24 protein-coding genes are annotated in these 26,064 nt (G+C 70.4%); 20 read left to right on the top strand and 4 right to left on the bottom strand.

Features of this window, described 5'->3' with window-relative positions; translation table 11 throughout:
* Window positions 1–324: 324 nt before the first annotated feature.
* The 20 genes from thrB to ACF07S_RS00295 all read left to right on the top strand — a co-directional run bounded on the left by thrB (window position 325) and on the right by ACF07S_RS00295 (window position 20,616).
* Window positions 325–1,242, top strand: coding sequence for a homoserine kinase (gene thrB, locus ACF07S_RS00390; RefSeq protein ID WP_391961319.1), 918 nt, complete (start codon window positions 325–327; stop codon window positions 1,240–1,242).
* Between the two features lie 418 nt (window positions 1,243–1,660).
* Complete coding sequence (rho, locus tag ACF07S_RS00385; RefSeq protein ID WP_391973092.1) at window positions 1,661–3,805, top strand: transcription termination factor Rho; 2,145 nt, start codon at window positions 1,661–1,663, stop codon at window positions 3,803–3,805.
* 333 nt (window positions 3,806–4,138) lie between these two features.
* Complete coding sequence (locus ACF07S_RS00380; RefSeq protein ID WP_391973091.1) at window positions 4,139–5,245, top strand: LCP family protein; 1,107 nt, start codon at window positions 4,139–4,141, stop codon at window positions 5,243–5,245.
* A 187-nt stretch (window positions 5,246–5,432) separates the two neighbouring features.
* The gene (rpmE, locus tag ACF07S_RS00375) at window positions 5,433–5,654 is read left to right on the top strand and encodes a 50S ribosomal protein L31 (RefSeq protein ID WP_391961316.1); all 222 of its coding nucleotides are present in this window, start codon (window positions 5,433–5,435) and stop codon (window positions 5,652–5,654) included.
* Between the two features lie 104 nt (window positions 5,655–5,758).
* Window positions 5,759–6,826 carry a peptide chain release factor 1 gene (gene prfA, locus ACF07S_RS00370; protein WP_391961315.1) on the top strand — a complete coding sequence of 356 codons (1,068 nt, stop codon included), beginning with the start codon at window positions 5,759–5,761 and terminating at the stop codon, window positions 6,824–6,826.
* Window positions 6,827–6,853: 27 nt separating this feature from the next.
* On the top strand, window positions 6,854–7,699 hold the full coding sequence (gene prmC / locus ACF07S_RS00365) for a peptide chain release factor N(5)-glutamine methyltransferase (protein ID WP_391961314.1): 846 nt from the start codon (window positions 6,854–6,856) through the stop codon (window positions 7,697–7,699).
* Window positions 7,700–7,752: 53 nt separating this feature from the next.
* Complete coding sequence (locus ACF07S_RS00360; RefSeq protein ID WP_391961860.1) at window positions 7,753–8,400, top strand: L-threonylcarbamoyladenylate synthase; 648 nt, start codon at window positions 7,753–7,755, stop codon at window positions 8,398–8,400.
* Window positions 8,397–9,074, top strand: a complete 678-nt coding sequence (locus ACF07S_RS00355) for a protein-tyrosine-phosphatase (RefSeq protein WP_391961313.1) — start codon at window positions 8,397–8,399, stop codon at window positions 9,072–9,074. Before ACF07S_RS00360 ends, ACF07S_RS00355 begins: the two co-directional genes overlap by 4 nt.
* A 107-nt stretch (window positions 9,075–9,181) precedes the next feature.
* Window positions 9,182–10,420: a serine hydroxymethyltransferase gene (glyA, locus tag ACF07S_RS00350; RefSeq protein ID WP_391973090.1), complete on the top strand. Its 1,239-nt coding sequence runs from the start codon at window positions 9,182–9,184 to the stop codon at window positions 10,418–10,420.
* A gap of 167 nt (window positions 10,421–10,587) precedes the next feature.
* Window positions 10,588–11,928, top strand: coding sequence for an MraY family glycosyltransferase (locus tag ACF07S_RS00345; protein ID WP_391973089.1), 1,341 nt, complete (start codon window positions 10,588–10,590; stop codon window positions 11,926–11,928).
* A 313-nt stretch (window positions 11,929–12,241) separates the two neighbouring features.
* A complete protein-coding gene (locus ACF07S_RS00340; protein ID WP_391961310.1) occupies window positions 12,242–12,679 on the top strand; it encodes a hypothetical protein in 438 nt (145 codons plus the stop codon).
* 273 nt (window positions 12,680–12,952) lie between these two features.
* Window positions 12,953–13,723: a F0F1 ATP synthase subunit A gene (atpB, locus tag ACF07S_RS00335; RefSeq protein ID WP_391973321.1), complete on the top strand. Its 771-nt coding sequence runs from the start codon at window positions 12,953–12,955 to the stop codon at window positions 13,721–13,723.
* Between the two features lie 74 nt (window positions 13,724–13,797).
* Window positions 13,798–14,031: an ATP synthase F0 subunit C gene (atpE, locus tag ACF07S_RS00330; protein ID WP_143636214.1), complete on the top strand. Its 234-nt coding sequence runs from the start codon at window positions 13,798–13,800 to the stop codon at window positions 14,029–14,031.
* 41 nt (window positions 14,032–14,072) lie between these two features.
* Entirely contained in the window at window positions 14,073–14,621 is a 549-nt protein-coding gene (locus ACF07S_RS00325; RefSeq protein ID WP_391973088.1) for a F0F1 ATP synthase subunit B, read from the top strand.
* Window positions 14,618–15,433: a F0F1 ATP synthase subunit delta gene (locus ACF07S_RS00320; protein ID WP_391961308.1), complete on the top strand. Its 816-nt coding sequence runs from the start codon at window positions 14,618–14,620 to the stop codon at window positions 15,431–15,433. Before ACF07S_RS00325 ends, ACF07S_RS00320 begins: the two co-directional genes overlap by 4 nt.
* A 134-nt stretch (window positions 15,434–15,567) precedes the next feature.
* Window positions 15,568–17,157 (top strand): F0F1 ATP synthase subunit alpha, encoded by a 1,590-nt coding sequence (gene atpA, locus ACF07S_RS00315; RefSeq protein WP_391973087.1) that lies wholly within the window; start codon window positions 15,568–15,570, stop codon window positions 17,155–17,157.
* Window positions 17,158–17,178: 21 nt separating this feature from the next.
* On the top strand, window positions 17,179–18,096 hold the full coding sequence (locus ACF07S_RS00310; RefSeq protein ID WP_391973086.1) for a F0F1 ATP synthase subunit gamma: 918 nt from the start codon (window positions 17,179–17,181) through the stop codon (window positions 18,094–18,096).
* A complete protein-coding gene (atpD, locus tag ACF07S_RS00305) occupies window positions 18,096–19,532 on the top strand; it encodes a F0F1 ATP synthase subunit beta (RefSeq protein ID WP_391961305.1) in 1,437 nt (478 codons plus the stop codon). The genes ACF07S_RS00310 and atpD overlap by 1 nt, the downstream gene beginning before the upstream one ends.
* Before the next feature lie 131 nt (window positions 19,533–19,663).
* Window positions 19,664–20,041: a F0F1 ATP synthase subunit epsilon gene (locus tag ACF07S_RS00300; protein WP_391961304.1), complete on the top strand. Its 378-nt coding sequence runs from the start codon at window positions 19,664–19,666 to the stop codon at window positions 20,039–20,041.
* A gap of 128 nt (window positions 20,042–20,169) precedes the next feature.
* On the top strand, window positions 20,170–20,616 hold the full coding sequence (locus ACF07S_RS00295) for a DUF2550 domain-containing protein (RefSeq protein WP_391973085.1): 447 nt from the start codon (window positions 20,170–20,172) through the stop codon (window positions 20,614–20,616).
* 284 nt (window positions 20,617–20,900) lie between these two features.
* On the opposite strand, the gene ACF07S_RS00290 is transcribed toward ACF07S_RS00295, so the two are convergent.
* The 4 genes from ACF07S_RS00290 to ACF07S_RS00275 all read right to left on the bottom strand — a co-directional run bounded on the left by ACF07S_RS00290 (window position 20,901) and on the right by ACF07S_RS00275 (window position 26,026).
* Window positions 20,901–21,638, bottom strand: a complete 738-nt coding sequence (locus ACF07S_RS00290) for a dienelactone hydrolase family protein (protein WP_391973084.1) — start codon at window positions 21,636–21,638, stop codon at window positions 20,901–20,903.
* Between the two features lie 495 nt (window positions 21,639–22,133).
* Window positions 22,134–23,957 (bottom strand): glycosyl hydrolase family 18 protein, encoded by a 1,824-nt coding sequence (locus ACF07S_RS00285; RefSeq protein ID WP_391961301.1) that lies wholly within the window; start codon window positions 23,955–23,957, stop codon window positions 22,134–22,136.
* A gap of 237 nt (window positions 23,958–24,194) precedes the next feature.
* A complete protein-coding gene (locus ACF07S_RS00280) occupies window positions 24,195–24,836 on the bottom strand; it encodes a response regulator (protein WP_391973083.1) in 642 nt (213 codons plus the stop codon).
* A complete protein-coding gene (locus ACF07S_RS00275; protein ID WP_391973082.1) occupies window positions 24,833–26,026 on the bottom strand; it encodes a sensor histidine kinase in 1,194 nt (397 codons plus the stop codon). The genes ACF07S_RS00280 and ACF07S_RS00275 overlap by 4 nt, the downstream gene beginning before the upstream one ends.
* Window positions 26,027–26,064: the final 38 nt, after the last annotated feature.

The following is a 26,064-nucleotide window of genomic DNA, read 5'->3' as shown; positions in this document are numbered from 1 at the left end:
TTCCCGGAACCACGGAACCGGCGTAAGGGCGCTCACCTGGGGAAGTTCCCCCCCCAGGGGTGCACAGGGGGCTTGCGACACGCATCGTGCGCCTCCTGTGCGCCCTGTGTCGCCATTGAACCCGTCTTCGATAGGCTGTACCGAACCCGCCCGCCGCATATGCCGCGGCAGTACGTCGTCTCCGCGGCCCGGAACCGGGGCCAGGAACGGCCCGGAAAGCGGTCGGCCACCCCGGTCGGCGGCGGTCCCGGGGTTCTCGTACGTCATCGAATGTCCATCGAATGTCATTCGACAGTCACGCAGCTCAAGGAGAGTCTTCGAGCGATGGCCGGTCCCGCGTTCCGCGCCGCCGCCGTCCGGGTGCGCGTCCCCGCCACCAGCGCCAATCTCGGCCCGGGTTTCGACGCCCTCGGTCTCGCGCTGGGCCTGTACGACGACGTGGTCGTCCGGGTGGCCGACTCCGGGCTGCACATCGACATCGCCGGCGAGGGCGGCGAGACCCTCCCGCGCGACGAGAGCCATCTGCTCGTACGCTCCCTGCGCACCGCCTTCGACCTGCTCGGCGGACAGCCGCGCGGCCTTGAGATCGTCTGCGCCAACCGCATTCCGCACGGCCGGGGCATGGGCTCCTCCTCGGCCGCCATCTGCGCCGGAATCGTCGCCGCCCGCGCCGTGACGATAGGTGCCGACGCCCGGCTCGACGACAGCGCCCTCCTGGAACTCGCCACCGAGATCGAGGGCCACCCCGACAACGTCGCGGCCTGCCTGCTGGGCGGTTTCACCCTGGCCTGGATGGAGGGCGGCTCGGCCCGCGCGATCAGGATGGACCCCGCCGATTCCATCGTTCCGGTGGTTTTCGTGCCCGGGAAGCCGGTCCTCACCGAGACCGCGCGCGGACTGCTCCCGCGCACCGTGCCGCACGTCGACGCCGCCGCCAACGCGGGCCGTGCCGCCCTGCTCGTCGAGGCCCTCACCCGGCGCCCCGAGCTGCTGCTGCCCGCCACCGAGGACCGTCTGCACCAGGAGTACCGCGCCCCGGCCATGCCGGAGAGCGCCGCCCTGGTGGAGCGGCTGCGGGGGGACGGGATCCCCGCGGTGATCTCCGGCGCCGGACCCACCGTCATGGCGCTGGCCGACGCGGACACCGCGGACAAGGTCGAAGCGCTGGCCGGCACCGACTGGGCCGCCAACCGGCTCGGCCTCGACGTGCGGGGAGCGAGCGTGCTTCCGCTCGCCACCTGACACGGTTGCCGGATTAGGAGAGGGGGAATGTTTGTTGGATCCGGTAGTGTTAATCTCAAGTCTGCACCCGACCCCACCATGGCGAGGTGCCTCGTGTCCCCGTCCGGGACAGACATTCTTCCGGGAGCCCCCCAAGCCGCACTGTGTTCTCTGCTTCGTATGCGGGCAGTACGTCGTACGCGGACACTGAACGGCCCGACGGTGGGGGTACCCCCTCTGGGGGAGCTCCGGAACCGGTGCGACCACGCCACGTGACACGGGGTGCCACGGCTCATGGAAGCGCCATCACCAGTCATTTCTTCCGCCGTTCAGGCGGACCACCGCCCCGGCACGGTTCACAGAGCAAGGACCGATGCCGGACAGCACAACCGGTCGCCGAGCCAGACAGGCCGACGTCCGCTCCAGGGAAGGACCCTTCGTGAGCGACACCACCGATCTGATGGGCGCACGTGTCGAGGAGACCGCTGCCGCGCCCGCCACGGACGCTTCCGCGCCTGCCACCGGTGCCGGCTCCCGGCGGCGCCGCGGTACCGGCCTCGAGGGCATGGTGCTGGCCGAGCTGCAACAGGTCGCATCCGGCCTCGGAATCAGGGGCACCGCGCGGATGCGCAAGAGCCAGCTGATCGAGGTCATCAAGGAGGCGCAGGCCGCCGGGGGCACCGCCCCGGCCAAGGCCGAGTCCGCCACCGAGACCAAGCCCAAGCGCCGCGCCACCTCCCGGAGCCGCACCGGCGAGGCCGCCGAGAAGGCCGACGTCAAGGACGAGCAGGCCCCCGCCGGCAAGGCCGCGGCCCAGCAGCAGATCGACATCCCGGGCCAGCCCTCCCCGAAGGCCGCGGCCGAGCCGGCCGCCGAGGCCCCCGCCGAGCGCCGCCGCCGTCGCGCCACCGCCGAGGCCGGTGCCCCGGCCGCCGCGACCGAGACGATCACCGCGGAGGCGAAGAACGAGGCCGAGGCCCCGGCCCAGCAGCAGACGCAGCAGGGCGAGACCAAGTCCGACCACGACGGCGAGGGCCGCCGCCGCGACCGCCGTGAGCGCGGCCGCGACCGCGCGGACCGTGGCGACCGTGGTGACCGCACGGACCGTGGTGACCGCGCGGACCGTGGTGACCGCACGGACCGTGGTGACCGCGCGGACCGTGGCGACCGCGCGGACCGTGGCGACCGCGCGGACCGTGGTGACCGCGCGGACCGTGGTGACCGCGGTGACCGCGCCGACCGGCGCAACAAGGGCGACGACCAGCAGAACCAGCAGGGTGGCGGCCAGGGCCGCCAGCAGAACCAGCAGGGCGGCGGAGGCCGTCAGGACGACGGTTACGACGACGACGGCAGTGGCCGCCGTGGCCGTCGCGGCCGCTACCGCGACCGCCGTGGCCGCCGTGGCCGTGACGAGATGGCCTCCGAGCCGCAGGTCACCGAGGACGACGTCCTGATCCCGGTCGCGGGCATCCTGGACATCCTCGACAACTACGCGTTCATCCGTACCTCCGGCTACCTGCCGGGCCCGAACGACGTGTACGTCTCCCTCGCCCAGGTCCGCAAGAACGGCCTGCGCAAGGGCGACCACGTCACCGGCGCGGTGCGCCAGCCCAAGGAGGGCGAGCGGCGGGAGAAGTTCAACGCGCTGGTCCGCCTGGACTCCGTCAACGGCATGGCGCCCGAACACGGCCGGGGACGGCCGGAGTTCAACAAGCTCACCCCGCTGTACCCGCAGGACCGCCTCCGCCTGGAGACGGACCCGGGCGTGCTGACCACCCGGATCATCGACCTCGTGTCGCCGATCGGCAAGGGCCAGCGCGGTCTGATCGTGGCCCCGCCGAAGACCGGCAAGACCATGATCATGCAGGCGGTCGCCAACGCGATCACCCACAACAACCCCGAGTGCCACCTGATGGTCGTCCTCGTCGACGAGCGTCCGGAAGAGGTCACCGACATGCAGCGGTCGGTCAAGGGCGAGGTCATCTCCTCGACCTTCGACCGCCCGGCCGAGGACCACACCACGGTCGCCGAGCTCGCCATCGAGCGCGCCAAGCGCCTGGTGGAGCTGGGTCACGACGTCGTCGTGCTGCTCGACTCGATCACCCGTCTGGGCCGTGCGTACAACCTCGCCGCCCCGGCCTCCGGCCGCATCCTGTCCGGTGGTGTCGACTCGACCGCCCTGTACCCGCCGAAGCGCTTCTTCGGTGCGGCCCGCAACATCGAGGACGGCGGCTCGCTGACCATCCTCGCCACCGCCCTGGTGGACACCGGGTCCCGCATGGACGAGGTGATCTTCGAGGAGTTCAAGGGCACCGGCAACATGGAGCTCAAGCTCGACCGGAAGCTCGCCGACAAGCGGATCTTCCCCGCGGTGGACGTGGACGCGTCCGGTACCCGCAAGGAGGAGATCCTGCTCGGCAGCGACGAGCTGGCCATCGTCTGGAAGCTGCGCCGGGTGCTGCACGCGCTCGACTCGCAGCAGGCGATCGAACTGCTCCTCGACAAGATGAAGCAGACCAAGTCGAACGCCGAGTTCCTGATGCAGATCCAGAAGACGACGCCGACGCCGGGCAACGGCGACTGACGCCCCGCCTTCCGCCGAAGGGCCGCTTCCGCACCGGAAGCGGCCCTTCGCGCATTCCTGCGGCGAGGTCCTCACCACAGGGACGCGCGTCGGCGCGGCGGCCGGGCGGTATCGCCTCCGTGGCGGAACGCGCAGGTCGGCCGGGCTTCACCGCTCCCGTCCGGAACGCTTGACTCCCCTTCGCGCACAGGCCCGGCACAGGGCGCCGTGCAACCCTGTGCCGCGTCCCGCCGTCCCGCCGTCCGGCCGGACGACGGCGTCGTACAGGGCCGTGACATGCCCGGTTGGCGCCGCGCGCAGGGGGTAACCGACCGGAGACGAGCTGAGGAGCGGATGGCTGCCGAGAACACAGCGGAGCCGCGCCACCGGAGCAGGGGGCGCCGCCGTACGACCCACGACAAGCGGCACAGGGGCATGAAGATCGTGGCCTGGACCGCGGCGGGCATCGTCGTCCTCGGCGGCACGGGCGCCGGGTACCTGTACCTCGAGCTCAGCGGCAACATCGAGAGCGTCGACATCGACCAGGCCCTCGGCACCGACCGGCCCGAGAAGGCGGACAACGGCTCCGAGAACATCCTCGTCCTCGGCTCCGACACCCGCGCCGGTGACAACAAGGAGCTCGGCGGCGGCGACGACGACGGCAGCGCCCGCTCCGACACCGCGATGATCGTGCACGTCCACGAGGGCCACCGGAAGGCGAGCGTGGTCTCCCTGCCGCGCGACACCCTCATCGACCGTCCCGCATGCACCGACTCCGAGGGCGGCACCCACCCCGCCGCGAGCGACGTGATGTTCAACTCCGCCTACTCCACGGGCGGAGCGGCCTGCGCGGTGAAGACCGTCGAGTCGATCACCGATCTGCGCATGGACCACTACCTGGAGATCGACTTCGCCGGCTTCCAGCAGCTCATCGACGAGCTCGGCGGCGTCGAGATCACCATCACCGAGGACATCGAGGACGCCGAGAGCCACCTCGACCTCCCGGCCGGCACCCACCGGCTCGACGGCGAGCAGGCCCTCGGCCTGGTCCGCACCCGGCACGGCGTCGGCGACGGCTCCGACCTCGGCCGCATCCAGCTCCAGCAGGCCTTCGTCAAGGCCCTGGTCCAGCAGGTCAGGGACGTCGGCGTCCTCACCAGCCCCACGAAGCTCTACGACCTCGCCGACAGCGCCACCAGGGCCGTCACCACCGACTCCGGCCTGGGTTCGGTGAACGCCCTGATGTCCTTCGCCGGCGGCCTCAAGGGCATCGAGCCCGCCGGCGTGCGCATGGTCACCATGCCGGTGATCTACGACCCGGCCGACGCCAACCGCGTCCTGGTCGAGGAGACCAGGGCCCGGCAGGTGTGGGACGCGCTGAGGAACGACCGGACGATCCCGGCGGCGGCCACCGAGGGGACGGCCACCGGCGAAGCGAAGGACGTGGTCGACGCCGCCTAGGGGCGCGGGACCGTAGCGGTGCGCCGTTTCGCCGCGCCGGCGCGGCCGGCCCGCGGGGAATACCCCGCCCTCGCCCCCGGTTTTGGGGGATGGCACCAGTCCTGGCAGACTGGTACGTCGGCTCCGGTTCACGCTCCCGCATCCCGCGACGGGCGACCCGGCGCCCTCCCGAAACCTAGGAGACACCTTGAAGCGCGAGATCCACCCCGAGTACGTCGACACGCAGGTCAGCTGCACCTGCGGCGCGTCGTTCACCACCCGCAGCACGATCTCCAGCGGTGCCATCCGCGCCGAGGTCTGCTCCGAGTGCCACCCGTTCTACACGGGCAAGCAGAAGATCCTCGACACCGGTGGCCGTGTGGCCCGCTTCGAGGCCCGCTTCGGCAAGGCCGCCGGCTCCAAGAAGTAGCGAGCCCTCATTCGCCGGTCCACGGCCGCGCCCTCGCCCGGGGGCAGGCCGGGACCGGCGTTTTTGGTCGCCCGCCCTTCACCCACGTACCAGCAGGAGCCCACATGTTCGAGGCCGTCGAGGAACTCGTCGCCGAGCACGCCGTTCTGGAGGAGAAGCTCGCCGACCCGTCGGTCCACGCCGACCAGGCGAACGCGCGCAAGCTGAACAAGCGCTACGCCGAGCTCACCCCGATCGTCGCCACGTACCGCTCCTGGAGGCAGACGGGCGACGACATCGGGACCGCCCGCGAACTGGCCGCCGACGACCCGGACTTCGCCGCCGAGGTCAAGGACCTGGAGCGGCAGCGCGAGGAGCTCACCGAGAAGCTGCGCCTGCTGCTGGTCCCGCGCGACCCCAGCGACGACAAGGACGTCATCCTCGAGATCAAGGCGGGCGCGGGCGGCGACGAGTCCGCCCTGTTCGCCGGCGACCTGCTGCGCATGTACCTGCGCTACGCCGAGCGCGTCGGCTGGAAGACCGAGATCATCGACGCCACCGAGTCCGAGCTGGGCGGCTACAAGGACGTCCAGGTCGCCGTGAAGACCCGCGGGCAGACCGGACCCGGCCAGGGCGTGTGGGCCCGGCTGAAGTACGAGGGCGGCGTGCACCGCGTGCAGCGCGTGCCGGCCACCGAGTCCCAGGGCCGTATCCACACCTCCGCGGCGGGCGTCCTGGTGACCCCCGAGGCGGAGGAGGTCGACGTCGAGGTCAACCCCAACGACCTGCGCATCGACGTCTACCGGTCCTCCGGTCCCGGCGGGCAGTCGGTCAACACCACCGACTCCGCCGTGCGCATCACGCACATCCCGACCGGAGTCGTCGCCTCCTGCCAGAACGAGAAGAGCCAGCTGCAGAACAAGGAGCAGGCACTGCGTATCCTGCGCTCCAGGCTGCTCGCCAAGGCGCAGGAGGAGGCGGAGAAGGAGGCCGCCGACGCCCGTCGCAGCCAGGTCCGCACCGTCGACCGCTCCGAGAAGATCCGCACGTACAACTTCCCCGAGAACCGCATCTCGGACCACCGCGTCGGCTTCAAGGCGTACAACCTGGACCAGGTCCTGGACGGCGACCTCACCGCGGTGATCCAGGCCTGTGTCGACGCGGACTCGGCCGCCAAGCTCGCCGCCGCGTAACCCCCGTACCCAGCCCGGAGGACCAGCGTGAACCTGCTGCTCGCCGAGGTGGCCCAGGCCACCCAGCGGCTCGCCGACGCCGGCGTGCCCTCGCCGCGCACCGACGCGGAGGAACTCGCCGCGTTCGTGCACGGCGTCAAGCGCGGCGCGCTGCACTCCGTGAAGGACTCCGACTTCGACGCCCGGTACTGGGAGGTCATCGCCCGCCGCGAGGCCCGCGAACCGCTCCAGCACATCACCGGACACGCCTACTTCCGCTACCTGGAGCTCCAGGTCGGACCCGGGGTGTTCGTGCCGCGTCCGGAGACCGAGTCGGTGGTCGGCTGGGCCATAGACGCCGTCCGCGCCATGGACGTCGTCGAGCCGTGCATCGTCGACCTGTGCACCGGCTCGGGCGCCATCGCCCTCGCCCTCGCCCAGGAGGTGCCGCGCTCGCGCGTGTACGCCGTGGAGCTGTCCGAGGACGCCCTGCGGTGGACCCGCAGGAACATGGAGGGGTCCAGGGTCGAACTGCGCCAGGGGGACGCCCTGACGGCCTTCCCCGACCTCGACGGCCAGGTCGACCTGGTCGTCTCCAACCCGCCGTACATCCCGCTCACCGAGTGGGAGTACGTCGCCCCCGAGGCCCGCGACTACGACCCCGACCTGGCCCTGTTCTCCGGCGAGGACGGCCTCGACCTGATCCGCGGCCTGGAGCGCACCGCGCACCGGCTGCTGCGCCCCGGCGGGGTGGTCGTCGTCGAGCACGCCGACACCCAGGGCGGCCAGGTGCCGTGGATCTTCGCCGAGGACCGCGGCTGGACCGACGCCGCCGACCACCCCGATCTGAACAACCGCCCCCGCTTCGCGACCGCCCGCAAGGCGCTGCCGTGAGCACCACGCACCACCCGACCCCCCAGCAGCACGTGTACGAGGAGGCCCGCCAGATGGCTCGGCGATACGACACCAACGACGCCACCGACCGCGTGACCGGTCTGCGTGAGGCCGCCTCCGCCGTCCGCCGGGGCGAGCTCGTGGTGCTGCCCACGGACACGGTGTACGGCATCGGCGCCGACGCGTTCACCGCGGAGGCCGTCGCCGACCTGCTGGAGGCCAAGGGCCGGGGCCGCAACATGCCCACGCCCGTGCTCATCGGCTCCCCGAACACCCTGCACGGCCTGGTCACCGACTTCTCCGAGCTGGCCTGGGAACTGGTCGACGCCTTCTGGCCGGGCGCGCTCACGCTGGTCGCCCGGCACCAGCCGTCCCTGCAGTGGGACCTCGGGGACACCCGGGGCACGGTCGCCGTGCGGATGCCGCTGCACCCGGTCGCCATCGAGCTGCTCACCGAGGTCGGTCCCATGGCCGTGTCGTCCGCGAACCTGACCGGTCACCCGGCGCCGGAGGACTGCGACGCCGCGCAGGAGATGCTCGGCGACTCCGTCTCCGTGTACCTGGACGGCGGTCCGACGCCCGGCAACGTGCCCTCCTCGATCGTCGACGTCACGCGGCCCGTTCCGGTGCTGCTGCGCGAGGGGGCGATCTCGCCGGACGAGCTGCGCAAGGTCGTACCCGACCTCGAGGTGGCGAATTGACGGCCCCTGGAGCGGGGCGTGGCATAGGCAACGGGGAATCAAGCGCGGAAGTGACCACGACCTTCGGGTTTCCGCGCGACACCTTCCGCATCCTCCACGTCAGTACCGGAAACGTGTGCCGCTCGCCCATCACCGAGCGGCTGACCCGGCATTTCGTGAGCCAGCGGCTGGGCATCCTGGGCGGCGGGCTGATCGTGGAGAGCGCGGGCACCTGGGGGCACGAGGGCGCGTCCATGGAGGCCCACGCGGAGACCGTGCTGGCGGACTTCGGCGCGGACGCCTCCGGCTTCGTGGGACGGGAGCTGCTGGACGAGCACGTCATCCGCGCGGACCTGGTGCTGACCGCGACCCGGGACCACCGGGCGCAGGTCATCTCCATGGGGCACTCGGCCGGGCTGCGCACGTTCACGCTGAAGGAGTTCACCCGGCTGGTGAACGCGATCGACCCGGCGACGCTGCCCCCGCTGGACGAGGGGCTGGTGATGCGGGCGCGGGCGTTGGTGCGGGCCGCCGCGGCGCTGCGGGGGTGGCTGCTGGCGCCCACGGCCGAGGCGGACGAGGTGTACGACCCGTACGGGGCGCCGCTGACGTTCTTCCGGTCCATCGGGGACGAGATACACCAGGCGCTGGATCCCGTGGTGACGGTGTTGACCGGGGTGCCCGCCCGGGCGTAGGCGACCGCTGGGGTGACCACGGCCGGGCGAGGGGCGGGAACTCGGGCGGTCCCGGGGCGTTGGGCCTACATTGGGCCTACGTCAGTGCCGACGTCCGGGAGACCACCATGACGGTCAGCCATGCCCTTGAAGCCGATGTTCTGCGGCGGCAGGACCCCGAACTCGCCGAAGTGCTGCTCGGGGAGCGCGAGCGGCAGTCGACCACGCTCCAGCTGATCGCCGCCGAGAACTTCATGTCGCCGGCCGTGCTGGCCGCTCTCGGTTCACCGCTGGCCAACAAGTACGCCGAGGGCTACCCGGGCCACCGGCACCACGGCGGCTGCGAGATCGTCGACGTCGCCGAACGCCTCGCCGTGGAGCGGGCCACGGCCCTGTTCGGCGCCGACCACGCCAATGTGCAGGCGCATTCCGGCTCCTCCGCCGTGCTCGCCGCCTACGCCGTCCTGCTGCGGCCCGGCGACACCGTCCTCGCCCTCGGCCTGCCCCACGGCGGCCACCTCACCCACGGCTCGCCCGCCAACTTCTCCGGCCGCTGGTTCGACTTCGTCGGCTACGGCGTGGACGCCGAGACCGGTCTCGTCGACCACGACCAGGTCCGCGCCCTCGCCCGCGGCCACCGCCCCAAGGCGATCGTCTGCGGCTCCATCGCCTACCCGCGCCACCTCGACTACGCCTTCTTCCGCGAGGTCGCCGACGAGGTGGGCGCCTTCCTCGTCGCGGACGCCGCGCATCCCATCGGCCTGGTCGCCGGGGGAGTGGCGCCCAGTCCGGTGCCGTACGCGGACATCGTGTGCGCGACGACGCACAAGGTGCTGCGGGGCCCGCGCGGCGGGATGATCCTGTGCGGCGAGGAGCTGGCCGAGCGCGTCGACCGTGCCGTGTTCCCGTTCACCCAGGGCGGGGCCCAGATGCACACCATCGCCGCCAAGGCGGTCGCGTTCGGCGAGGCGGCGACACCGGCGTTCGCCGCGTACGCGCACCAGGTGGTCGCCAACGCGCGGGCGCTGGCCGCCGCACTGACCGCCGAAGGGCTGGCCGTCACCACCGGGGGCACGGACACGCACCTGATCACCGCCGACCCCGCCCCGCTCGGCGTGGACGGACGCACCGCCCGCGGCCGGCTCGCGGCGGCCGGTCTCGTCCTCGACTGCTGCGCGCTTCCGCACGCCGACGACCGCGGACTGCGCCTGGGCACGGCGGCGGTGACGACGCAGGGCATGGGGACGCGGGAGATGACGTTCGTCGCGGGACTGCTGGCGAGCGTCCTGCGGGGCGGCACCGACACCGCGCGGGCCCGGGAGGACGTGCGGGAACTGACCGCGGCGTTCCCGCCGTATCCCCGCTGAGCGGAGCGGAACGGAACAGAACGCGACAGAGCGGGGCGGAACGGAGGAGGTGTGCCGTGCGCACAGCCGCGCGTGCAACCATCGTCGCTACCCGGAAGTCCCCACTCGTATGCGCGCCTCGCTAGGGTGTGGGGCTGTGATGGCCAGCGAGACCTGTGGGGAAGCCCGTGCGTGAATACCTGCTGACGCTCTGCATCACGGCTGCGGTGACGTACCTGCTGACCGGGCCGGTACGGAAGTTCGCGATCGTGGCCGGGGCGATGCCGGAGATCCGGGCGCGTGACGTGCACCGGGAACCCACTCCGCGGCTCGGCGGTATCGCCATGTTCTTCGGCCTGTGCGCGGGCCTGCTGACCGCCGACCACCTCACCAACCTCAGCCAGCTCTTCGAGAAGTCCAACGAGCCCCGGGCGCTGCTCTCCGGGGCGGCGTTGATCTGGCTGATCGGTGTGCTGGACGACAAGTTCGAGATCGACGCGCTGATCAAGCTGGGCGGACAGATGATCGCCGCCGGTGTGATGGTCATGCAGGGTCTGACCATCCTGTGGCTGCCCGTCCCGGGCGTCGGCTCCGTCGCGCTCACCCAGTGGCAGGGCACGCTGCTCACGGTGGCGCTGGTCGTCATCACCATCAACGCGGTCAACTTCGTGGACGGCCTGGACGGCCTCGCGGCCGGCATGGTGTGCATCGCGGCGGCGGCGTTCTTCCTGTACGCCTACCGCATCTGGTACTCGTACGGCATCGAGGCCGCCGCTCCCGCGACGCTGTTCTCGGCGATCCTGATGGGCATGTGCCTGGGCTTCCTGCCGCACAACATGCACCCGGCGCGGATCTTCATGGGCGACTCCGGGTCGATGCTCATCGGCCTGGTGCTGGCCGCCGGCGCGATCTCCGTCACGGGGCAGGTCGACCCGGACGCGCTGAAGCTGTTCGCCGGTTCGGAGAAGGAGGCCGTGCACCAGACGGTGCCGGTCTACATCCCGCTGCTGCTGCCGCTGACGATCATCGCGGTGCCGGCGGCCGACCTGATCCTGGCGATCGTGCGCCGCACCTGGCGCGGCCAGTCGCCGTTCGCGGCGGACCGCGGCCATCTGCACCACCGGCTGCTGGAGATCGGCCACTCGCACAGCCGGGCCGTGCTGATCATGTACTTCTGGTCGGCGCTGATCGCCTTCGGCGCGCTGACGTACTCGGTGAACTCGGCCTCGATGTGGATCGTGCTGAGCGTGGTCATCCTCTCCACGATCGGCCTGGTGCTCCTGCTGCTGCCCCGCTTCACCCCGCGGGCCCCGCGCTGGGCGGAGGCCTTCGTCCCGCCGCGCTACCGGCGCCGTGCGGCGGCGGCCGTCCCGGACGCGTCGGTCCCCGCCCACCCCGTGCCCCGCGCGGACGGTGAGGAGGCACCCGAGGAGCGTGCCCCGGTCGCCGCCGGAGTCTCCGGTGCCAACGGCGCGACGGCCGTGGGCTCCGGCACATCCCTGGCCGACCGGCCGGCACGGTCAAGGTAAGAATCCGACTAGAGCATTGCCAAGTCGTGGTGCCCCGATGGGTCCCCGTTGGGGGTGCGAAGCGCCCCAATACCAGACATAGAGGTTGGGTTCGCGCTCAGACGCGCAGATTCACTCTCATGTGTGACAGTCAGCACACCCATCAGGTAAAGACTGCATCAAATAGTTTGTGATAGCGTTCACGAGAACCCCGGATAGAGCCGACGCACCGCAATGCGACGGTGCGACGGCGCGAGGAATTCGCCCTCGGCCCGGGGGTCTACGCTCGTCCATGACGACACCCTGCCCCCTGTGAAAAAGCGGAGTTGCCGCCATGCCGTCCAATGACGTCCGGATCCTGGCCCAGGCCGCCGTGCCCACGGCTGCCGTCGGCGCGGTGGCCGCCGTCGTCGGCGCGGTGGTCGCCGGTGGCAAGGGGGCGATCGGCGCGGTGGTCGCGACCGGGGTGGTGGTCCTCTTCATGGGGATCGGTCTGTACGTCCTGCAGCGCACCGCGAAAACGCTTCCGCATCTGTTCCAGATGATGGGGCTGATGCTGTACGCGGCGCAGATCCTGCTGCTGTTCGTCTTCCTGACGGCGTTCAGGGACACCACGCTGTTCCATCCCAAGGCCTTCGCGTTCACGCTGGTCGCCGGCACCCTCGCCTGGATCGCCGCGCAGACGCGTGCCCACATGAAGGCCAAGATCCTCTACGTCGAGCCCGAGTCGACGGCGGGCGGGAAGCCCCGGAAGCCGGGGCACTCGTCGTGAGGGGTGGGCCCGGGATAAAGAGGCAAGAGGGATCCTGCTATCGTCCGGTGCCAACTGCGGCATCGCGGGCGCGGGCATCCGAGCTGACGCCTGCTCATTCGCGAGGCTTGATGCCCCCCAGCCGCCCCCACATCCGTAACACCTGTCCGGTGCCGACCCGCGGCTGCGTGCCGCGCCGACACAACGAGGTTGCCGTACCTATGCGTCATGCCGAAGGAGCCCGCGGTGAGTGCTGACCAGACCCAGCTCGCCTTTGACTGGAGCTGTCGGATCATGTCCGACAACGGGTGTGGCTTTCCGGCTCCGGGCCTGCACTCGTTCCTCTTCAAGCCGATCACCACGGTGGGCGGGTTCGAGTTCAACAAGGTGATGTTGCTCGCGCTCATCACCACCGTCCTCGTCATCGGCTTCTTCTGGGCGGCCTTCGGCAAGGCGAAGGTGGTGCCGGGCAAGCTCCAGATGGTCGGTGAGGCCGGCTACGACTTCGTCCGCCGTGGCATCGTCTACGAGACCCTCGGCAAGAAGGAGGGCGAGAAGTACGTCCCCTTCATGGTCTCGCTGTTCTTCTTCATCTGGATCATGAACATCTGGTCCGTGATCCCGCTGGCCCAGTTCCCCGTCTCGTCGATCATCGCGTACCCCATGGTGCTCGCGCTGATCGTCTGGGTCGTGTGGGTGGGGCTGACCTTCAAGCGGCACGGCTTCGTCGGCTTCTTCAAGAACGTCACGGGCTACGACAAGTCGCTGGGCGCGGTGCTGCCGCTCGTCATGATCATCGAGTTCTTCTCGAACCTGCTGGTCCGGCCGTTCACCCACGCCGTGCGACTCTTCGCCAACATGTTCGCCGGCCACCTGATGCTGGTGATGTTCACCGTCGCCTCCTGGTACCTGCTGAACAGCTGGATGATCCCGGCAGCCGGCATCTCCTTCATCATGACCATGGTCATGATCCTCTTCGAACTTTTCGTGCAGGCCGTCCAGGCGTACGTCTTCGTACTGCTGGCCTGCTCGTACATCCAGGGCGCGCTCTCCGAGCACCACTGAGCGATCCGGCCCAGACCCCGTGAACGTCCGGTGGCCAACCCCCGCCGGTCCATGAAAGAGAAGGAAGAATCAGCATGGCTGCCCTTGAGACCCTCGCCGCCGTCGAAGGCAACATCGGTTCCATCGGCTACGGCCTCGCCGCCATCGGCCCCGGCGTCGGCGTCGGCATCATCTTCGGTAACGGCACCCAGGCGCTCGCCCGCCAGCCCGAAGCCGCCGGCCTGATCCGTGCCAACCAGATCCTCGGCTTCGCCTTCTGTGAGGCGCTCGCCCTCATCGGCATCGTCATGCCGTTCGTCTACAACTGACGAACGCCGACGAGCCAAACCTTTCGACGAAAGGCACTGATGTGATCGCCAACCTGGTACAGCTGGCGGCCGAGGAAAAGCAGAACCCGCTCATTCCTCCGGGCCCCGAGCTGCTCGTCGGCACCATCGCCTTCGCCATCGTGTTCTTCTTCTTCTGGAAGAAGCTGCTCCCGAACATCAACAAGGTTCTGGAGGAGCGCCGCACGGCGATCGAAGGCGGTATCGAAGAGGCCGAGGCCATGAAGGTCGAGGCCCAGAGCGTCCTTGAGCAGTACAAGGCTCAGCTCGCCGAGGCCCGGCACGAGGCCGCGCGTCTGCGCCAGGAGGCGCAGGAGCAGGGTGCCACGCTCATCGCCGAAATGCGGGCCGAGGGCCAGCGTCAGCGCGAGGAGATCGTCGCCGCGGGTCACGCGCAGATCGAGGCCGACCGCAAGGCCGCCTCGTCCGCGCTGCGTCAGGACGTGGGCAAGCTCGCCACCGACCTGGCCGGCAAGCTCGTCGGCGAGTCCCTCGAGGACCACGCCCGGCAGAGCCGCGTGATCGACCGCTTCCTCGACGAGCTCGACCAGAAGGCCGAGGCCACGCGATGAACGGAGCGAGCCGCGAGGCCCTGGCAGCCGCACGCGAGCGTCTCGACGCGCTGACGGACTCCACGTCCGTGGACGCGGGCTCGCTCGCCGACGAGCTGGCCGCCGTCACCGCGCTGCTCGACCGCGAGGTGTCGCTGCGTCGGGTCCTCACCGACCCGGCGCAGGCCGGTGAGGCCAAGGCCGACCTGGCCCGGCGCCTCCTCGGCTCGCAGGTCAGCGGCCCGGCCGTCGACCTGGTGTCCGGCATGGTGCGTTCCCGCTGGTCGCAGTCGCGCGACCTGGTGGACGCGATCGAGGAGCTGGCCGCCACGGCCGACCTCGCCGCCGCCCAGAAGGCCGGTGCGCTCGACGACGTCGAGGACGAGCTGTTCCGGTTCGGCCGGATCGTCTCCTCGAACACCGAGCTGCGCGCCGCGCTGACCGACCGGAGCGCCACCGCCTCCGCCAAGGGCGAGCTGCTGCGCAGCCTGCTCGGCGGCAGGGCGGACGCGGCCACCGGGCGTCTGGTCACGCGTCTTGTGACCGCGCCGCGGGGACGTAGCCTGGAGTCGGGACTGGAGTCCCTGTCCAGGCTCGCCGCGGACCGCCGCGACCGCATGGTGGCCGTGGTCACCTCCGCGGTACCGCTGAGCGACCCGCAGAAGCAGCGCCTGGGCGACGCCCTCGCGAAGCTCTACGGCCGCCGGATGCACCTCAACCTCGACGTCGACCCCGCGGTCGTCGGCGGGATCCGGGTGCAGGTCGGTGACGAGGTCATCAACGGCTCCCTCGCGGACCGGCTCGAGGACGCGAGTCGTCGGCTGGCGAGCTGAGCAGCACATCTCACATAAGTAGTACGCACTTACGGCCCTGGTTGGGCCGTGCAGAGGATTCACCTCTTATTGGGGGGAGTCCCCGATCCCCCCAAGTGAAACTTCGGGCCCAACAAGGAGAGCAGGGAACTCAGATGGCGGAGCTCACGATCCGGCCGGAGGAGATCCGGGACGCGCTGGAGAACTTTGTCCAGTCGTACAAGCCGGACGCGGCCTCGCGCGAGGAGGTCGGTACGGTCACCGTTGCCGGCGACGGCATCGCGAAGGTCGAAGGCCTTCCCTCGGCCATGGCCAACGAGCTGCTGAAGTTCGAGGACGGCACCCTCGGTCTCGCCCTCAACCTCGAGGAGCGCGAGATCGGTTGCGTCGTCCTCGGTGAGTTCAGCGGCATCGAGGAGGGCCAGCCGGTCACCCGTACCGGCGAGGTGCTGTCCGTCGCCGTCGGCGAGGGCTACCTCGGCCGCGTGGTCGACCCGCTCGGCAACCCGATCGACGGCCTCGGCGAGATCGAGACCGAGGGCCGCCGCGCCCTCGAACTGCAGGCCCCCACGGTCATGCAGCGCAAGTCGGTGCACGAGCCGATGGAGACGGGCTACAAGGCCGTCGACGCCATGACCCCGATCGGCCGTGGTCAGCGCCAGCTGATCATCGGCGACCGCCAGACCGGCAAGACCGCCCTGGCCGTCGACACGATCATCAACCAGCGTGACAACTGGCGCTCCGGCGACCCGAAGAAGCAGGTCCGCTGCATCTACGTCGCCATCGGCCAGAAGGGCTCCACCATCGCGTCGGTCCGCCGCGCGCTGGAGGAGAACGGCGCGCTGGAGTACACGACCATCGTCGCCGCCCCGGCGTCCGACCCGGCCGGCTACAAGTACCTGGCGCCGTACACCGGCTCGGCCATCGGCCAGCAGTGGATGTACGAGGGCAAGCACGTCCTGATCATCTTCGACGACCTGTCGAAGCAGGCCGACGCCTACCGCGCCGTCTCCCTGCTCCTGCGCCGCCCGCCGGGCCGCGAGGCCTACCCGGGTGACGTCTTCTACCTGCACTCGCGTCTGCTGGAGCGCTGCGCCAAGCTCTCCGACGACCTGGGCGCGGGCTCGATGACCGGTCTGCCGATCGTCGAGACCAAGGCCAACGACGTCTCGGCGTTCATCCCGACCAACGTCATCTCCATCACCGACGGCCAGTGCTTCCTGGAGTCGGACCTGTTCAACGCCGGTCAGCGCCCCGCGCTGAACGTCGGTATCTCCGTCTCCCGAGTCGGTGGTTCCGCGCAGCACAAGGCGATGAAGCAGGTCTCCGGCCGTCTGCGCGTGGACCTCGCCCAGTTCCGCGAGCTGGAGGCGTTCGCCGCCTTCGGTTCCGACCTGGACGCCGCGTCGAAGGCGCAGCTGGAGCGCGGTCAGCGCATGGTCGAGCTGCTGAAGCAGGACCAGTACCAGCCGATGTCCACCGAGGACCAGGTCGTCTCCGTCTGGGCCGGCACCACCGGCAAGATGGACGAGGTGCCGGTCGCCGACGTCCGCCGCTTCGAGAAGGAGCTGCTGGAGTACCTGCACCGCAAGGAGCAGGGCCTCATGACCTCCATCCGTGAGGGCGGCAAGATGTCCGACGACACCCTGCAGGCCGTGGCCGAGGCGATCGCGGACTTCAAGAAGCAGTTCGAGACGAGCGACGGCAAGCTGCTCGGCGAGGACGCCCCGTCCGCCGCCAAGTGACGTAAGGAAGGGACCTGACTCATGGGAGCTCAGCTCCGGGTCTACAAGCGTCGCATCCGATCCGTCACCGCGACCAAGAAGATCACCAAGGCGATGGAGATGATCGCCGCCTCGCGCGTCGTCAAGGCGCAGCGCAAGGTGGCGGCCTCCACGCCGTACGCGCGGGAGCTCACCCGCGCGGTCACGGCGGTCGGTACCGGTTCGAACACCAAGCACCCGCTGACCACGGAGGCGGAGAACCCGGCCCGTGCCGCGGTCCTGCTCCTCACGAGCGACCGCGGTCTGGCCGGCGCCTTCAACTCCAACGCCATCAAGGCGGCGGAGCAGCTGACCGAGCGCCTCGAGCGCGAGGGCAAGCAGGTCGTCACGTACATCGTCGGCCGTCGTGGTGTCGCCCACTACAACTTCCGTGAGCGCACGATCGCGGAGTCGTTCACGGGCTTCACCGACGAGCCCTCGTACACGGACGCCAAGAAGGTCGCGGCTCCGCTGATCGAGGCCATCCAGAGCGAGACGGCGGACGGCGGCGTGGACGAACTCCACATCGTCTACACCGAGTTCGTGTCGATGATGACGCAGACGGCGGTCGACTCCCGGATGCTTCCGCTGCGCCTCGAAGAGGTCGCGGAGGAGACGTCCACCAAGGGCGAGATCCTGCCGCTGTACGACTTCGAGCCGTCGGCGGAGGACGTCCTCGACGCCCTGCTGCCGCGCTACGTCGAAAGCCGCATCTACAACGCGCTGCTCCAGTCGGCCGCTTCGAAGCACGCCGCCACGCGGCGCGCGATGAAGTCGGCCACCGACAACGCGGGCGAGCTGATCCACACGCTCTCCCGTCTTGCCAATGCGGCCCGCCAGGCCGAAATCACCCAGGAAATCAGCGAGATCGTCGGTGGCGCCAGTGCCCTGGCCGACGCGACCGCGGGGAGTGACAACTAATGACCACCACTGTTGAGACCGCGGCGGCTACGGGCCGCGTCGCCCGGGTCATCGGCCCGGTCGTCGACGTGGAGTTCCCCGTCGACGCGATGCCGGAGATCTACAACGCCCTCCACGTCGAGGTCGCCGACCCGGCGCAGGCGGGCGAGCTCAAGACGCTGACCCTGGAGGTCGCCCAGCACCTGGGCGAGGGCCTGGTCCGCACCATCTCCATGCAGCCCACCGACGGCCTGGTCCGCCAGGCCGTGGTGACCGACACGGGCTCCGCCATCTCCGTCCCCGTCGGCGACTTCACCAAGGGCAAGGTGTTCAACACCCTCGGTGAGGTGCTGAACGTCGACGAGACCTACACCGGTGAGCGCTGGCCGATCCACCGCAAGGCGCCGAACTTCGACGAGCTCGAGTCGAAGACCGAGATGTTCGAGACCGGCGTCAAGGTCATCGACCTGCTGACCCCGTACGTCAAGGGCGGCAAGATCGGTCTGTTCGGCGGTGCCGGCGTCGGCAAGACGGTGCTCATCCAGGAGATGATCTACCGCGTCGCCAACAACCACGACGGTGTGTCGGTGTTCGCCGGTGTCGGTGAGCGCACCCGTGAGGGCAACGACCTCATCGACGAGATGAGCGAGTCGGGCGTCATCGACAAGACCGCCCTGGTCTTCGGCCAGATGGACGAGCCCCCGGGCACCCGTCTGCGCGTGGCCCTCGCCGGTCTGACCATGGCGGAGTACTTCCGCGATGTGCAGAAGCAGGACGTGCTGTTCTTCATCGACAACATCTTCCGCTTCACCCAGGCCGGTTCCGAGGTGTCGACCCTGCTCGGCCGCATGCCCTCCGCGGTGGGCTACCAGCCGAACCTGGCCGACGAGATGGGTCTCCTCCAGGAGCGCATCACCTCGACCCGTGGTCACTCGATCACCTCGATGCAGGCGATCTACGTCCCCGCGGACGACCTGACCGACCCGGCCCCGGCCACCACCTTCGCCCACCTCGACGCGACGACGGTGCTCTCCCGTCCGATCTCGGAGAAGGGCATCTACCCGGCCGTGGACCCGCTGGACTCCACGTCCCGCATCCTCGACCCGCGGTACATCGCGGCGGACCACTACCAGGCCGCGATGCGCGTGAAGAACATCCTGCAGAAGTACAAGGACCTGCAGGACATCATCGCGATCCTCGGTATCGACGAGCTCGGCGAGGAGGACAAGCTCGTCGTCCACCGTGCCCGTCGCGTGGAGCGCTTCCTGTCCCAGAACACCCACGTCGCCAAGCAGTTCACCGGCGTGGACGGTTCGGACGTGCCGCTGGACGAGTCGATCGCCGCGTTCAACGCGATCTGCGACGGTGAGTACGACCACTTCCCGGAGCAGGCGTTCTTCATGTGCGGTGGCATCGAGGACCTGAAGAACAACGCCAAGGAGCTGGGCGTCTCCTGAGCACCAGGCTCACCGTGAACCCCTGAGGTTCACACCTGAGGGGGCGGGCGCGTCCCGCCCCCTCTCCCACGCCCCTTAGACTTGTAACCAACACCCGGCAGACCCGCCGGGTGGTGACCCGAGGAGCCACCTTGGCTGCTGAGCTGCACGTCGCGCTGGTCGCGGCCGACCGAGAGGTCTGGTCCGGCGAGGCCACCCTGGTCGTCGCGCGCACCACGTCCGGCGACATCGGCGTCATGCCCGGTCACCAGCCGCTGCTCGGTGTGCTGGAGTCGGGCCCGGTGACCATCCGTACGCCCGAGGGCGGGACGGTCGTCGCCGCGGTGCACGGCGGTTTCATCTCGTTCGCGGACGACAAGCTGTCCCTGCTGGCCGAGATCGCCGAGCTGTCGGACGAGATCGACGTCCAGCGCGCGGAGCAGGAGCTGGCCCGCGCGAAGGCGGAGGACGACGCCGAGGCCCAGCGTCGTGCGGATGTCCGTCTGCGGGCGGCGACGGCGGGGCGCTGATCCCACAGCGGTGAGATGACGTCACTCAGCCGCGGCCGGCACCGGAGAGATCCGGAGCCGACCGCGGCTGAGGCAGATCTGGATGATTTTTCCGTTCCGTTACCTAGGAGACGAGGAGGTCGGTGCCGATGGTCCTCGCTCTGACTGTGTGCGGAATCGTGCTGGTGCTCGTGCTGGCGGGGCTCTTCGTCTTCGGCCTGCGCCGTCGCCTCATCCAGCGCTCCGGCGGAACGTTCGACTGCAGCCTGCGCTGGGAGGCCCCCGAGTCGGGTGATTCCCAGGGCAAGGGCTGGGCCTACGGTGTGGCCCGCTACAACGGCGACCGGGTGGAGTGGTTCCGGGTGTTCTCCTACGCCCCCCGCCCGCGCCGTGCCCTGGAGCGTTCCGCGATCGAGGTGGCCGGCCGCCGCCTTCCCGAGGGCGAGGAGGAGCTGGCGCTGCTGACGGACTACGTGGTCCTCGCCTGCCGGCACCGGGGCACGCGGCTGGAGCTCGCGATGAGCGAGGACGCGCTGACCGGTTTCCTCGCATGGCTGGAGGCGGCCCCACCGGGACAGCGGGTGAACGTCGCGTAGAGCGGCGTTCGGGGGCCCGCTGGGTGGGGGTGCCCCCGGCAGCGGAGCTGTTGGGGGAGGGTGAACGTCGCGTAGAGCGGCGTTCGGGGGCCCGCTGGGTGGGGGTGCCCCCGGCAGCGGAGCGACACCGTTGGCGAATTTCCTGATCAGGCAACGTCGGCCCTGGTCGTCGCCCGGCGGTGTCGGCTCGATCGAGCCGATGCAGCAGACGGGCGGTGCCCATCCGGCTCCGGCGAGGACCTCTTCGGCGTCGGTGTCCCGTTACAGATCCATGCCTGCCTGCGTCATGCCCCCAGGTCCTCCGTCACGGGCAGGCACTCGGCGAGCAGGCCGACGACGTCGCGCCAGGCTCGCTGCGCGTGCTGTGGGTGGTAGCCGACACCGGGGACCACGGGGTGGTCGACCGGCGGGTGGTGGAAGGCGTGCAAGGCGCCGCCATAGATCGCGAGGCGCCAGTCGACGCCCGCGGCCTGCATCTCGGCGGTGAACGCGTTTCGTCGCGCGGGAGGCATGATCGGGTCTTCCGATCCGACCCCGGCCCACACCGGGCAGCGGATGCGCGCCGCCTCGCCCGGTCGGCCCGTGGTAGTGGCGTTGACTGTCCCGATCGCGCGCAGGTCGACGCCGTCGCGCCCGAGTTCCAGCGCGATGGCGCCCCCGGTGCCGTAGCCGATGGCGGCGATCCGGTCGGGGTCGGTCCGGGGCTCGGTGCGCAACTCCTCGAGTGCCGCGTGGCCGATGCGCCGCATCCGGTCGGGATCGGCGAGCAGGGGCATGCAGCGGGCCAGCATCTCCTCGGGGTCACCCAGATAACGCCCGCCGTGAAGGTCGAAGGCCAGCGCCACGTATCCCAGCTCGGCGAGAGCATCGGCCCGGCGGCGTTCGACGTCGCTGAGCCCCATGCCCTCTGGGCCGAGCAGCACCGCGGGCCGGCGGTCGACACCGGCCGGGAGCGCGAGGTGCCCGGTCATCGTCAAACCGTCGGCCGGGTACTGGACCGTACGCGTCGTGATCGTCGTCATGAGACTGGACTGTAGTGATCGTCGAGCCCGGTCCGGCCGGTGTTCTGCCGTCGGCAGACCAGCGTAGGTGTCCCTCTGGAATGCGGGACGGGCCCGGCGCTCAGGGCTTCAAGATCACCCCGTTGCCCCCTCGGCGGGTATCTCGGTCACACCCCTCGCAGGTCCGACGGCGCACGAGACGGCGGCCGGAGACTCCTGGCGCACCACTCGCACCTCATGGGACCGATGGCCACTCCGCGGTGGACGCGGGCCTGCCGCGTTTTGCCGGGCGGGCCGGAGGGATGCCAGGTGAGATGTGCGAGTGCGGGCTCTTGGGGCGTCGGTCCACCACGCATTGCGTGCAACGACACCGACACCCCCCGACACGACGTCGGCCTTCACGACCACAACGGCCACAACGGGTCGTGAAGGCCGACGTCACGTTCAGCCCCGGGATTCGCCAACGGTGTCGCGCAGCTGTCGGGGGAGGGTGAACGTCGCTCGGTGTGCCGAGCCCTACTTCAGTCCGCCGTCGATGGCGCTCACCAGTTCACCGTTCGTGGTGTCACCGCTGAAGTCCCAGAAGAAGGCGCCGCCGAGGCCCTGGCTCTTGGCCCAGGCCATCTTGCTGTTGATGGTGGCCGGGGTGTCGTAGGACCACCAGTTGCTGCCGCAGTGCGCGTACGCCGTGCCGGCGATGGTGCCGTTGGCCGGGCAGGAGTTCTTCAGGACCTTGTAGTCCTCGATGCCCGGCTCGTAGGTGCCCGGAGCCGGTCCGGTCGCCGTGCCGCCGGGGGCGGACTGGGTGACGCCGGTCCAGCCGCGGCCGTAGAAGCCGATGCCGAGCAGCAGCTTGGCGGCCGGGACGCCCTTCGACTTCAGCTTGGCGATCGCGTCGGCCGAGTTGAAGCCCGCCTGCGGGATGCCCGGGTACGAGGTGAGCGGCGAGTGCGGGGCGGTCGGGCCGTCCGCGTCGAAGGCGCCGAAGTAGTCGTACGTCATCACGTTGTACCAGTCGAGGTACTGGGCGGCGCCGCCGTAGTCGGCCGCGTCGATCTTGCCGCCGGAGGAGCCGTCGGCGGTGATGGCCGCGGTGACCAGGTAGTCGCGGCCGAACTCGGCGCGCAGCGCCTGCGACAGGGTCTTGAAGGCCGCGGGACCGCTGGTGTCGCACGTGAGGCCGCAGGCGTTCGGGTACTCCCAGTCGATGTCGATGCCGTCGAAGACATCGGCCCAGCGCGGGTCCTCCACGACCGACTTGCAGGACTTGGCGAACGCGGCGGCGTTGGCCGCGGCCTGGCCGAAGCCGCCCGAGTAGGTCCAGCCGCCGAAGGAGTACAGCACCTTGATGTGCGGGTACTTGGCCTTCAGCTGGCGCAGCTGGTTGAAGTTGCCGCGCAGCGGCTGGTCCCAGGTGTCGGCGGTGCCGCTGACGGACTGGTCGGCGGTGTAGGCCTTCTCGTACGCGGCGAAGGTGTCGTCGACGGTGCACTGACCGTTCTTGACGTTGCCGAACGAGTAGTTGATGTGGGTGATCTTGGCGGCCGAGCCGGACGTCACCAGGTTCTTGACGTGGTAGTTGCGGCCGTAGACGCCCCACTCGGTGAAGTAGCCGAGCTTGACCTTGTCGCCGGTGGGCGGCGGTTCCTCGGTGCTGCCGGTGGTGCGGACCTTCACCGCGCCGCTGACCGGGCCGGTCTGGTCGGCGGTGTCGCGGGCCTGCACGGTGTACGAGTAGTCGGTGCCCTTGCCGAGGCCCGAGTCCGTGTACGAGGTGCCCGTCACGGTGGAGACCCTGGCGCCGTCGCGCAGGACGTCGTAGTTCTTGACGCCCTTGTCGTCGGTCGCCGCCGACCAGGACAGCTTCACCGAGGTGTCGGTGACGTTCGAGGCGGTCGGGGTACCGGGCGCGGACGGGGCCGCGTCACCGGGGACGGAGGTGCCGTCGCAGCTGCCGCCGTTGAGCTTGCAGCCGGTGGGGGAGCCGGTGCCGCTGCCGTTGAAGCCGAAGGAGACCGTCGCCCCGGGGGCGAGGGTGCCGTTCCAGCCGAGGTTCTTGGCGGTCCAGTGGTTGCCGGAGCCGGTGACCGTGGCGTCCCAGGCGGAGGTGACCTTGGTTCCGGAGGGGAAGTCCCACTCGACGGTCCAGGAGTTGAGGGTCGTGGTGCCGGTGTTCTTCACCGTCCACTTGCCCTCGAAGCCGGAACCCCAGTCCTGGGTCTTGGCGTAGGTGGCGGTCGCCGAGGCCGCGGCCTCGGCGGGACTGGCGAGGCCGACGAGGCCGGCGAAGGGGAGCAGCAGGGTCGCGAACCCTGCCGCGGCTCTGTGTCTGAAGCGCACGCTGCGCCTCCTCTTTGGTTTAGCCGTCCGGACGCCCTTGCCGGTGCCGGAACGTGAGCGTGCTCGGCCCCTGGGGCCTGCGCGCGCTCACGCTCCCGACACCGCGGCGTCCCTCCGGCTGGGGGATGGTGGGGGTGTGACTGAGCCATCACACCCGCAGTGCCGCGAGAATAGAAAGGTCTGGACCACGGGTCAATAGGTCTGGACCACTGTCCTCGTCGCGGCCCCCGCGCTCCGCTAGATCCCCCATTCCTGCGCCAGCACCGCCGCTTGCACCCGGCTGCGCAGTTCCAGCTTGCCCAGCAGACGGCTGACGTGCGTCTTCACCGTGGCCTCGGCCATGTCGAGGCGGACCGCGATGTCGGCGTTGGACAGCCCCTGGCCCAGGCAGGACAGCACCTCGCGCTCGCGCCGGGTGAGGGAGTCCAGCACCGCCGGATCGGCCGTCACCGGGCGGGCGGGCTTCGCGGCGAACTCCGCGATCAGCCGCCGGGTGACGGCCGGGGCGACGATGCCCTCGCCGCGCGCCACGGTACGCACCGCCTCGACGAGGTCCTTCGCCTCCGTGTTCTTCAGCAGGAACCCGGCGGCACCGGCCCGCAGCGCCCCGAACACGTACTCGTCGAGGTCGAAGGTGGTCAGCACCAGCACATCGGCGAGCCCTTCCGCGACCACCCGCCGGGTCGCCGACACCCCGTCCAGCCGCGGCATCTGCACATCCATCAGCACCACGTCGGGGCCGAGTTCACGGGCGAGCGCCACCGCCTGCTCGCCGTCCGCCGCCTCACCGACGACCTCGATGCCGGGCGCGCTGCGCAGGATGAGCACCAGTCCCGCCCGGACGGCGGACTGGTCCTCGGCGACCAGGACGCGGATCATTCGCTTGCTCCTTGGGCGATGTCGGTGACGGGGAGGGTGGCGCGCACCACCCACAGCTTGCCGTCCGGACCGCTCTCCACTCCGGCCTCGAACGTGCCGTTCAGCAGCGCGGCGCGCTCCCGCATGCCGACGAGCCCGGCTCCCGAGCCCGGTGCGCGCGGGGCGTCCCGGCCGTCGTACGGACTGCTCACGCTGACCGCGAGGGCGTCGTCGAGGCGGCGCAGCCACACGGTGACCTCCCCCCGCGCGGCATGTTTCAGCGCGTTCGTCAGCGACTCCTGCACCATCCGGTACGCGGCCAGTTCGACCGGCGCGGGGACGGAGTCGTACCGGGCGTCGAGGGTGACGTCCAGTCCGTTGGCGCGGGCTCCCTCGACCAGGGCGGCGAGGGAGTCGAGGGTGGGGGTCGCGGCCGGTTCCAGGTCGTCGGCCCCGTCGCGCAGGATGCCGATGAGCCGCCGCATCTCGGACAGTCCCTCGACGCTGTTCTCCCGGATCACGCCGAGTGCCTCCCTGGACGTCACGGGGTCGTCCAGGGAGAGCGCGGCCGTGGAGTGGATGGCGATCGCGGAGAGGTGGTTGGCGACCATGTCGTGCAGCTCGCGCGCCATCCGGGCGCGTTCGGCCGTCACGGCCTGCGTCCGGTCCATCTCGGCCAGCAGCGCGGTCTGTTCGGCACGCAGCCGGGCGGCGTCGGCGGCCTCGCGGTGGTTGCGCACGATCAGCCCCGTGGAGGCGGGACCGAAGGAGACGACGCCGACGGCCACGCCGATCAGCAACGCCTCGGGCATCCGCCACACGGCGTACGGCACCAGCGCCGCGGCGATGCTGAGCAGCCCGGTGATCCAGGGGATGCGGCGGGCGGAGGCGGCCGGGCCGTACAGGACGGCGGCGTACATCAGGTCGGTGTACATCAGGAGGGTGGCGATGCTGCCCCGGGTCAGGGTGTCCGCGACCAGGGCGAGGGTGCCGAGGAGCAGCCCGGTGCGCGGGGCGGCGCGGCGCAGCAGCTCGCAGCCGGCGACCACGGCGAGGGGGACCAGGAGCGGCCAGCGGCCGTCGAACAGCACGTACGGCTCGTCGGCCGGCCGGGTGCCCAGCCCTATGCCCCACAGCAGCAGCCCGCCGAGCAGTCCGGCGAGCGCGACCCACGCGTCGAAGCGGCGGGGGCGGGGCAGTGGTACGGCCATGGCACCATCCAACACGGCGCGCGGACCGGGCGCCTGAT

Origin of the sequence: Streptomyces sp. NPDC016640, assembly GCF_043076215.1 — a bacterium.
Lineage (GTDB): Bacteria > Actinomycetota > Actinomycetes > Streptomycetales > Streptomycetaceae > Streptomyces.
Note: the sequence above shows the minus strand (reverse complement) of the source record. Positions and strands in the feature narration are given on the sequence as shown.

Bases quoted from the DNA above. Each gene is read 5' to 3' on its own strand.
- thrB (WP_391961319.1), top strand. From the start codon at position 325: ATGGCCGGTCCCGCGTTCCGCGCCGCCGCCGTCCGGGTGCGCGTCCCC.
- ACF07S_RS00380 (WP_391973091.1), top strand. From the start codon at position 4,139: ATGGCTGCCGAGAACACAGCGGAGCCGCGCCACCGGAGCAGGGGGCGC.
- prfA (WP_391961315.1), top strand. From the start codon at position 5,759: ATGTTCGAGGCCGTCGAGGAACTCGTCGCCGAGCACGCCGTTCTGGAG.
- ACF07S_RS00360 (WP_391961860.1), top strand. From the start codon at position 7,753: ATGGCTCGGCGATACGACACCAACGACGCCACCGACCGCGTGACCGGT.
- glyA (WP_391973090.1), top strand. From the start codon at position 9,182: ATGACGGTCAGCCATGCCCTTGAAGCCGATGTTCTGCGGCGGCAGGAC.
- ACF07S_RS00340 (WP_391961310.1), top strand. From the start codon at position 12,242: ATGCCGTCCAATGACGTCCGGATCCTGGCCCAGGCCGCCGTGCCCACG.
- atpB (WP_391973321.1), top strand. From the start codon at position 12,953: ATGTCCGACAACGGGTGTGGCTTTCCGGCTCCGGGCCTGCACTCGTTC.
- atpE (WP_143636214.1), top strand. From the start codon at position 13,798: ATGGCTGCCCTTGAGACCCTCGCCGCCGTCGAAGGCAACATCGGTTCC.
- ACF07S_RS00320 (WP_391961308.1), top strand. From the start codon at position 14,618: ATGAACGGAGCGAGCCGCGAGGCCCTGGCAGCCGCACGCGAGCGTCTC.
- atpA (WP_391973087.1), top strand. From the start codon at position 15,568: ATGGCGGAGCTCACGATCCGGCCGGAGGAGATCCGGGACGCGCTGGAG.
- ACF07S_RS00310 (WP_391973086.1), top strand. From the start codon at position 17,179: ATGGGAGCTCAGCTCCGGGTCTACAAGCGTCGCATCCGATCCGTCACC.
- atpD (WP_391961305.1), top strand. From the start codon at position 18,096: ATGACCACCACTGTTGAGACCGCGGCGGCTACGGGCCGCGTCGCCCGG.
- ACF07S_RS00295 (WP_391973085.1), top strand. From the start codon at position 20,170: ATGGTCCTCGCTCTGACTGTGTGCGGAATCGTGCTGGTGCTCGTGCTG.
- ACF07S_RS00290 (WP_391973084.1), bottom strand. From the start codon at position 21,638: ATGACGACGATCACGACGCGTACGGTCCAGTACCCGGCCGACGGTTTG.
- ACF07S_RS00280 (WP_391973083.1), bottom strand. From the start codon at position 24,836: ATGATCCGCGTCCTGGTCGCCGAGGACCAGTCCGCCGTCCGGGCGGGA.
- ACF07S_RS00275 (WP_391973082.1), bottom strand. From the start codon at position 26,026: ATGGCCGTACCACTGCCCCGCCCCCGCCGCTTCGACGCGTGGGTCGCG.